General features: G+C 75.3%; 11 protein-coding genes. All 11 read left to right on the top strand.

Annotated elements, in window-relative coordinates; all coding sequences use genetic code 11:
* Positions 1-335 precede the first annotated feature (335 nt).
* Positions 336-959, top strand: coding sequence for a hypothetical protein (locus tag ACFVVA_RS41840; protein ID WP_387695957.1), 624 nt, complete (start codon positions 336-338; stop codon positions 957-959).
* Positions 960-1,035: 76 nt separating this feature from the next.
* Positions 1,036-1,479 carry an NUDIX hydrolase gene (locus ACFVVA_RS41835; RefSeq protein ID WP_359909873.1) on the top strand — a complete coding sequence of 148 codons (444 nt, stop codon included), beginning with the start codon at positions 1,036-1,038 and terminating at the stop codon, positions 1,477-1,479.
* A gap of 125 nt (positions 1,480-1,604) precedes the next feature.
* Positions 1,605-2,150, top strand: coding sequence for an AAA family ATPase (locus ACFVVA_RS41830; protein ID WP_387695956.1), 546 nt, complete (start codon positions 1,605-1,607; stop codon positions 2,148-2,150).
* A gap of 127 nt (positions 2,151-2,277) precedes the next feature.
* Positions 2,278-2,649, top strand: a complete 372-nt coding sequence (locus tag ACFVVA_RS41825) for a hypothetical protein (protein ID WP_387695955.1) — start codon at positions 2,278-2,280, stop codon at positions 2,647-2,649.
* 126 nt (positions 2,650-2,775) lie between these two features.
* Positions 2,776-3,084 carry a hypothetical protein gene (locus ACFVVA_RS41820; protein WP_387695954.1) on the top strand — a complete coding sequence of 103 codons (309 nt, stop codon included), beginning with the start codon at positions 2,776-2,778 and terminating at the stop codon, positions 3,082-3,084.
* Between the two features lie 130 nt (positions 3,085-3,214).
* Positions 3,215-3,766, top strand: a complete 552-nt coding sequence (locus ACFVVA_RS41815) for a hypothetical protein (RefSeq protein ID WP_387695953.1) — start codon at positions 3,215-3,217, stop codon at positions 3,764-3,766.
* 53 nt (positions 3,767-3,819) lie between these two features.
* Entirely contained in the window at positions 3,820-4,968 is a 1,149-nt protein-coding gene (dnaN, locus tag ACFVVA_RS41810; protein WP_387695952.1) for a DNA polymerase III subunit beta, read from the top strand.
* A gap of 185 nt (positions 4,969-5,153) precedes the next feature.
* On the top strand, positions 5,154-6,017 hold the full coding sequence (locus tag ACFVVA_RS41805) for an ASCH domain-containing protein (protein WP_387695951.1): 864 nt from the start codon (positions 5,154-5,156) through the stop codon (positions 6,015-6,017).
* Between the two features lie 146 nt (positions 6,018-6,163).
* The gene (locus tag ACFVVA_RS41800) at positions 6,164-7,057 is read left to right on the top strand and encodes a DUF4097 family beta strand repeat-containing protein (protein WP_387695950.1); all 894 of its coding nucleotides are present in this window, start codon (positions 6,164-6,166) and stop codon (positions 7,055-7,057) included.
* 113 nt (positions 7,058-7,170) lie between these two features.
* Positions 7,171-8,031, top strand: a complete 861-nt coding sequence (locus ACFVVA_RS41795) for an endonuclease/exonuclease/phosphatase family protein (protein ID WP_387695949.1) — start codon at positions 7,171-7,173, stop codon at positions 8,029-8,031.
* Positions 8,032-8,048: 17 nt separating this feature from the next.
* A partial coding sequence (locus tag ACFVVA_RS41790; protein ID WP_387695948.1) for a hypothetical protein occupies positions 8,049-8,238 on the top strand: 190 nt, incomplete at its 3' end.

Below are 8,238 nucleotides of genomic sequence, written 5' to 3'. Positions count from 1 at the left end.
GTCGCCTTCACGCGCCCGCTCGACCCGGCCGAGCTGATGCACGACATCGACACCGCCCCGCTCGACGCCCTCGGCGACGGCCGGCTGATGACCGCGGCCGGCGCCTGGCTCGCCCTCCAGCACCGCCAGACCACCACCGCGCCGTCCGCCAAGGCGCTCCCGCCCGGCCGCAGCTGACATCCCACCCGGCTTGGCCGTCCGCACCCCCACTCGCGCCGCCGGCCGGCGCCCGGCCACCGACGCTGCCCACCAGCCCGCCTGCTCCCGGCGAGGCCGGTGCCGGCGCGCGGCGCGGCGTGGCCGCCCGACATCACCACCCACGGAAGGACCCCGTCATGCAGCCCCACCCCACTCACCACCAGGCCACGAGCGTTATCGACACCCGCACCCACGCCGTCCGTGAGGCCCTGACCGCCCTGCTCACCGGCCTCACCCCCGACCCGTTCGACGACCTGCTGTGCCGCGACGACGCCTACACCGTCGTGCTGGGCCTCCTCGCCCACCTGGAGGCGAACGGCCACCGCCGTACCACCGTCGGCGAACTGCACACCTGGTCCCGCGTCACCCCCGGCGGCCAGGCGCTCGGCGGACACGACCGCCTGCTGGCCCTGCTCCAGCAGGCCGCCGACCACGGCCACATCCGCCTCGACCACGGCCTGGCCCACATCGGCGACGCCCCCCGGGGCCCGGGCCTGGGAGCCGGGCGCGGGCACCTGTGGGCCCGCTACACCAACCGGTCCGGCGCGGTGGTCGAGCTCGCCGGTGCCACCCCGTGGCCCTGCGACCAGGCCTGGCCCACCGGCACTCCGACCGGCGACGACCCGCTGGCCTGGTGGTGGTGCACCGGCTGCCGCGACGGGCACCGCTGGGACGGGCAGCCGCTCGGCGTTGCCCGCGAGCGGGCCACCGGCCACGCCGCGACCTGCACCGCCCTGCCCGCGCTGCCCGACAGCCGCTGACCGCAACCGCGCCCCGGCCCCCGGGTCGGGGCGCGCGGCATCCCCGACACCACACACCCACTCAGAAGGGAACGAGATGATCGAGTCCATCCGCTACACCGCCGACGTGGTCGCCCTCACGCCGAACGGCCGTGTCCTGCTGATCGAGCGCGACTGGCCGCCCTTCGCGGGCTCCTGGGCGCTGCCCGGCGGTCACGTGGACCCCGGCGAGACGAGCCGCGTCGCGGCGGCCCGGGAACTGGCCGAGGAGACCGGCCTGCGGGTGGAGCCCGCCGACCTGCTCCAGCTCGGCGCCTGGGACACCCCGCACCGCGACCCCCGCGGCCGGTACGTCACCGTCGCCTACCTCGCCGTCGTCCCGGACGACGCCCGGATCACCGCCGGAGATGACGCCCGCACCGCCCGCTGGTGGCCGGTCGACGGCCTCCCGGAGCAGTTGGCGTTCGACCACGCCGAGATCCTCACCGCGGCCGTGAGCGCCGTGGCGACCACCACCGGCCCCGCCGGTACCACGGCCTGACGACGCCTTGGCGCCGCCCACCACCGAGCCCCGCCCCCACACCGGCCAGGCCGGGACGGCAGCGCGCGGTGGTGAGCGGCGCGCCCACCCCGGCCCACTCGTCCCCGATCCGAAAGGCACCACCCGTGAACACCACCTTCGTCCCCGTTCCCGGTTCGCTGACCGTCCTGGTCGGCGGCAGCGGCGCCGGGAAGACCACGTTCGCCAGCCGCTGGCCGGCCACCTGGCGCCTGAGCCTGGACGCCTACCGGGCCATGGCCACCGACTCCGAGGCCGACCAGTCCGCGACCTCGGTCGCCGACCAGGTCCAGGCGCTGCTGCTCGACGCCCGGCTCTCCCGCAACCTCACGACCGTGGCAGACAGCACCGCGCTGCTGCCCCACGTCCGCGCCGGTCTGCTCGCCCGCGCCCGCTACTGGCAGCGCCCGGCCTGTGCGGTGCTCTTCGAAGTGCCCCTGGCAACCCGCCGCCTGCTGAACGCCGGCCGCGAGCGCGTCGTCCCGGACCACGTCCTCGTCGACCAGGAGCAGCAGGTGCCCACCCAGGCACAGCTGCTCGCCGAGGGCTTCGTCCGCGTCGACCGCGTCACCGTCGACCCGGCTGTGCACGTGACCGACCCCGGCCCCACTTGCGGGCCCCGCGACGGCCTCGACCTCGCGGCCCGGGTCTGACCGGCCGCGACCTCGCCGCCCGGACCACCACAGTGCGCACCGACCCGCTCCCTGGCCCGGCCGACGGCCGACGGCTCGGTGCGTGCCGCGGCCGTCCGGCCGACACCACGACATCACGGAGGCTTCGTTGACCACCGAGACCACCCCGAGCACCCTGGGCGCCGAGCAGTACTACGCTGGCCACATCCAGGACCTGCACGACTACGCCGCCCGACTCGTCACCAACGGACCGCGCCCCGACCACGCCCTGACGTTCACCCTCGTGGACGGCGGTCACTTCCTGCCGTTCCCCAGCCAGGTCCGCACCGGCACCGTGCGCGCCGCCGTCCGCCGCGCCCGCAAGCACACGGTCTACGAGTACGACACCACCGACCGCAGCGGCGCCAAGGAGCGCATCGTCTACATCCGCCACGCCGCCGGCACGTGGAGCAACGTCCGGGACGTCGTGGACATCTACGTGATCCCCCAGGAGGCGCCGGGCCACCGCACCGCCAACTGACCGCCCGCCCGACTGGCCTCGTCCCCGGCCCACGCCGCCCGCCCGGCACCCAGCCCGGCGGGCGGCGCGCGTCCCGGGGACGGGACCGGCCGCCCGGCCGACACCACACAACCCCGAGGAGAACCGATGAGCAGCACCGCATGGGCCGCCGACTGGCCCGAGGGCGTCCTCGCCCGCTACCTGACCGTCGGCGGCGCCCACGTCGACCTGACGAGCCGCCGGTTCCGCACCAACTACACCGCGCAGGGCCGCCCCTACGTCAGTGACCACTGGCGCGAGGTCGACGGCTTCACCTGGCAGTGCCGCGGATGCGACACCCGCGGCTCGGTGAACGCCTTCGGCGACCCGTACCTGCCCGACGAGCGAAACAAGGCCCACAACGACGCGAACGGCCACGCCGCCGAATGCCGCTCAATGCTCCGCCCCACCAGGTAGCACCACCCGTCCGGGCCACCACGCTGCCCACCACCGCGCCCCGCCGCCCGGCCTCAGGCCCAGGCCGGCGGGGCGCGGTGGTGCGCGGCGCGGCCGCCCGGCCGACACCGCGCACCCGTGGAGGACACCCGTGGTCACCACCGTCACCGCCATCTCCCCCGACTCCGCCCTTCAGCCGCCGGTCGACCGCCAGAAGCCCTGGCGGATCACCGGCACCCCCTACAGCGCCGCCCGCCTCACCGTCGGCGACCTTGCCGCCCGCATCGCCGGCCTGCCCGACCACCTGATGGTCGTCTCCGGCGTCCCGGACTGGAACCGCCGCGCCGCCTGGCCCGTGCGCTCCACCACCTGGGACGGCGCCCTGGTCCTGCACACCACCGTGCCCGAGCCCGACCCGAACGCCCTGGCCCTCCACCTGCCCGCCGCCGCGGCCGACGGCGAATCGCAGGCCGCGCGGCCCGCCGCTCCTCGTCGTACGGGCCTGGCCGGAGTGCTGACCGTAGGCCGGCTCGCCGCCGTCCTGGCCGGCCTGCCCGACCACGCCCCGGTGACGGCCGTCGTGCCCGGCTGGGCCGGCACCGACGAGCTCGTCCTGGACCGCGCCGACGACTACGGCGACTGCCTGCTGCTGGACACCGCCTACTCCACCTGCGACCCCCTGGGCCTGGCCGACCGGCACTGACCGCCGACCCGCGCACCCGCCCCGATCGCACGAACTGCTGGAAGGACCTCCCGATGAAGATCCGTGTCTCCTCGCAGCACCTGGCCGACGCCGTCGCCTACACCGCCCGCGCCATCGCCACCCGCCCGGTCGTGCCGGTGATGGCGGGCATCCTGCTCACCGCCGGCCAGGGCGGCCTGGAACTGGCCGCCTCCGACCACGAGGTGTACGCCACCGACCGCCTGCACGCCGAGGTCGCCGACGAGGGCCGCGAACTGGTGCCCGGCCGCCTGCTCGCCGACATCACCGCGCGCCTGCCCAAAGGCGCCGACGTCGACCTGGACTCCGACGGCACCCGCCTGACGATCGCCTGCCGCACCGCCAGGTTCTCCCTGCCGCTGCTGCCCGTCGACGAGTACCCGGCCCTGCCGGGCCTGCCCCCGGCCGTCGCCACCGTCCAGGCCGACACCTGGGCCGACGCCTGCGCGCAGATCGTCATCGCCGCCAGCACCGACCAGTCCCTGCCGATCCTCACCGGCGTCCACCTCACCCTGGACGGCGACCAGGCCGTGCTGAACGCCACCGACCGCTACCGGATCGGCTGGCGCCGCCTCACCGTCACCCACACCGGCCCGGCCGCCGACCAGGCGCTGCGGGTCCTGATCCCGGCGAAGACGGCCGGCGACACCGCCCGCGCCTTCGCCAGCGACCGCCCCCTGACCCTGCACAGCGACGGCGACGGCCTGTTCGGCTGGTCCACCACCGGCGGCCGCACCTTCACCACCCGCCTGCTCAGCGGCGAGTACCCGAAGCTCGCCGACATGATCCCCGACGCCCACCTCACCGTCACCGTCCCCGCCGACGAGATGGCCGCCGCCGTGCAGCGCGTCGCCCTGGTCGCCGAACGCAACACCGCCCTGCGCCTGACCGTCCTGGACGGCGAGCTGCTCATCGAGGGCGGCTGCGGCGACGACGCCCACGGCGCCGACACCATCCCGGCCACCATCGTCGGCGACCCCGGCGAACACGCCGGCCCCTCCGGCCGCCACACCGTCGCGTTCAACCCCGGCTACCTCGCCGACGGCATCAAGGCGTGCGCTGCCGACGAGGTGACCCTGCACCTCGGCCACCCGCACAAGCCCGGCCGCATCACCGCCCACACCGGCCCCGGCGACGACGAGCCCTACCGCTACGTCCTCATGCCGGTCCGCCTCACGGCCTGACCATCCCGCCCGACCCGCACCCGCCCGCCCGCATCCGCCCCGTCGAGAAAGGCGGGTGCGGGCTGCCCCCGCCCACACCACCGCGCTCGCCGTCCTCGCCACCCAGGCCGGGCCGCCCGCGCCGCCACCCGGCGCGGCCTGGGCCACCCCTGCTCCAAGCCCATCACCCGACCAAAGGAGATCTCTTGACCGTCGTCCCACTCGACCCCGACTCCCCCGCTTCGCACGCGGTCGGCATCGATTTCGACCTCACACTCGTGGACCACAATCGCGGCTGGCAGGACGGCCGGATCTACGGCGACCCGATCCCCGGCGCCCTCCAGGCCCTGCGCACCCTCCAGGCCCACCGTTCCGTTTTCGTCTACACAGCGCGCGGCCGAGAGCACCACCCCGCCATCGCGGCCTGGCTGCGCCGCCACGGCTTCGACGCCATCGTCAACGACGACCCCGACCGCGCCTACTGGCGAGGCAGCGAGATCATCGTCACCAACCTGAAGCTCGGCGCCGCGCTGTACATCTGCGACCGCGCGCTCACCTTCGCCGGCAACTGGGACGCCGCCCTGGCCGAAGCGCTGTACCGCATCGGCGAGGGCGGTGCCCCGACGGCGCAGCCCGCCGCCGACATCCCCGCCCTGACGATCCGCCAGCCCTGGCTCGCCGCGATCCTCACCGGCGACAAGACGACCGAGAACCGGTCCTGGCCGACGAAACACCGCGGCCCGGTCGTCCTCCACGCCGCCCGCGCCCTCGCCCGCGACGGCCAGGCCGACCCCCTCGTCCGCGCCGTCCTCGCCCGCCCCGGCGCCCCCGCGCTGACGACCGGCGCCCTCGTCGCCACCGCCAACGTCACCGACTGCCATCGCGACACCGGCTGCTGCCGCCCCTGGGGCCTGCCCGGCCTCTGGCACTGGGGGTTGGCCGACGTCCAGGCCCTCGCCGACCCCATCCCCGCCGCCGGCCGCCTCGGCCTCTGGCGCCTCGACCCCGGCCAGCACGCGCTGCTCCACCGCCACCGGGCCGACGCCGTGCCCGCCCTCGCCCACTGCTGAGCCGCCCCCGCTGCTGACGCCCGGGCGGCCGCGCCGCGTACCACCGCGCACCGCCGCCGCGCCCACCAGGCCCGGACGGTGGTGCGCGGTGGTACGCGGCGCGGCCGCCCGGCCGACACCCGACCTTGCATCAGGAGACCAAGATCATGGCTACCACCCGCACCCTCACCGCTGCCACCACCGGCGCGACCACCGTCGACCTGTCCCTGCTCGGCGCCTCCGGCCGGGTCGACGTCCAGGCCGTCCCCGGCCTCGCCACCGCCGAGATCACCATCAGCACCACCGACGACACCGGCGAGGCGGCCGACGCCGTCACCGGCGCCGACCTGTTCTGGGACCCGCGCGGTGCTCTTGTCGCCCGCGTCCAGGGCCAGGGTGCCGGCGGCGGCACGACCACCATCGTCACCCGCTCCGGACGCACCATCACGATGCAGGGCGTCGGCACCGTGTACGGCTCGGTGACCGGCATGGTCATCGACGGCGACCTGATCATCGTGGGCGGCCGGGTCGTCGGCGGCCGCGGCGCCACCCTGGTCCAGGGCCCCGCCCCCGTCGTCGTCACCGCCCGGGTCCCGGAGGGCAGCTCCGTCATCGGCCGCACCCAAGCCGCCGACCTGACCACCACCGGCCGCCTGACCGCCGTCGCCGCGACCACCCAGTCCGGCGACGTGTCCGTCACCACGGCGCACACCTTCGTCGACCAGGTGACCGCGACCACCCAGTCCGGCGACGTGTCCGTCGGCACGGCCAGCACCGTCAGCGCCCGCACCCAGTCCGGCGACGTCGTCCTGGAGCGCGCCGTCACCGCCGAAGTGCACACGATGTCCGGCGACATCCGCGCGAGCTGGCTGGGCGCGAGCGCCGACCTGCAGACCATGTCGGGCGACATCCGGGCGCGCGCGGCGAACCCCGGCGCCGTGACCGCCGGCTCCATGTCCGGCGACGTCACCGTCACCGTCACCGCCTCCCCCGACGCCCCGGCCGGCGCACCGGACACCCACGCCATGGCCATGACCGGCCGGGTCTCCATCCCGCGCTGAACGCCGTACCAAGCGCCCACTCTTCCCGCCGCCCCGCGCCCACCCGGCCGCGGGGCGGCGGCACACCGCGACCGCCACCCGGACCCGATCCGCCGCACCCGAAGAAGAGGACCATGAAGCTGACCATCGTCGTCCAGAACCTGCAACGCGGAGGCCTGTTCGACAGTGACGGCGGCCGCGAAGACCGCTGGCCGCAGCTCGCCGAGCGGATCAGCAGCGTCGAGCCCGACCTGGTACTGCTCCAGGAAGCCGAGGGATGGGCCGACGCCGGCCATCGCCAGCTCGTCCGCGCCGAGCACGACCTCGGCATGGACGGACTCCTCGCCCCCTCCCGCTCCGGCCGCGGAACCGCCCTGCTCTACCGGCGCGAGACCCTCGGCCGTCGAGCGAGCTGGAACACCGACTACGCCGACGAAACGCACCACGGGCTCGGCGTCGCCGCCTTCACCATCCCCGGCTTGCCCGCGCCGCTTGCCGTCACCAGCGTGCACCTCACCCCGTACAGCGCGGACCGCGCGATCACGGAGGCGGACTTCGCGGCGTCGCGGAGCTACCGGTACGGCCCGTACTGCATCCTCGGCGGCGACATCAACTACCCGCCCGCCGCCGGCCCCGACCCGGCCTGGGACCGCATGCGCCCCTACAACCGCGGCGCCCGTACCACCCTCACCGACCCCGCACTCCAGCAGCAGACCGCCCCGGTGCCGGACCGCCGGGTCGCCTGGAAGCTCGCCGCCAACGGCCTCGTCGACACCGCCTGGCACCTGCACGAGCAGACCGGCGACGAAGCCCTGCTGCGGCGCACCGGCAACGACGACCGCATCGACCAGCTCTGGGTCTCCGCCCCGCTCGCCCCGGCCATCGTCTCCTACACCCTGCTCGACACCCCGGCCGACGCCAGCGACCACCACGGCCTGGCCGTCATCCTCGACGTCGACCTCATCGACACCAGCCAGCCGTGGACCTACCAGTGACCACCCCGAGGAGAATCGTGACCACCACCCAGGACCCCGCCCCGGCGGCCGAGGGCACCGACCGCGCCGAGCAAAACCTCACCGAGGCGCTGACCCACGTGATCGGAGAGGTTAGTGGAGTACGCGCGGGTTCGATCCACCTGTACGCGAGCGCCGTCGCGGCATTTCAGCAGGCCGGGGCAGGGTTACTGGGGCGTCGCTCGATCG

Source organism: Kitasatospora sp. NPDC058048, from assembly GCF_042885555.1.
In the GTDB taxonomy this organism is placed as follows: domain Bacteria; phylum Actinomycetota; class Actinomycetes; order Streptomycetales; family Streptomycetaceae; genus Kitasatospora; species Kitasatospora lactacystinica.
Note: the sequence above shows the minus strand (reverse complement) of the source record. Positions and strands in the feature narration are given on the sequence as shown.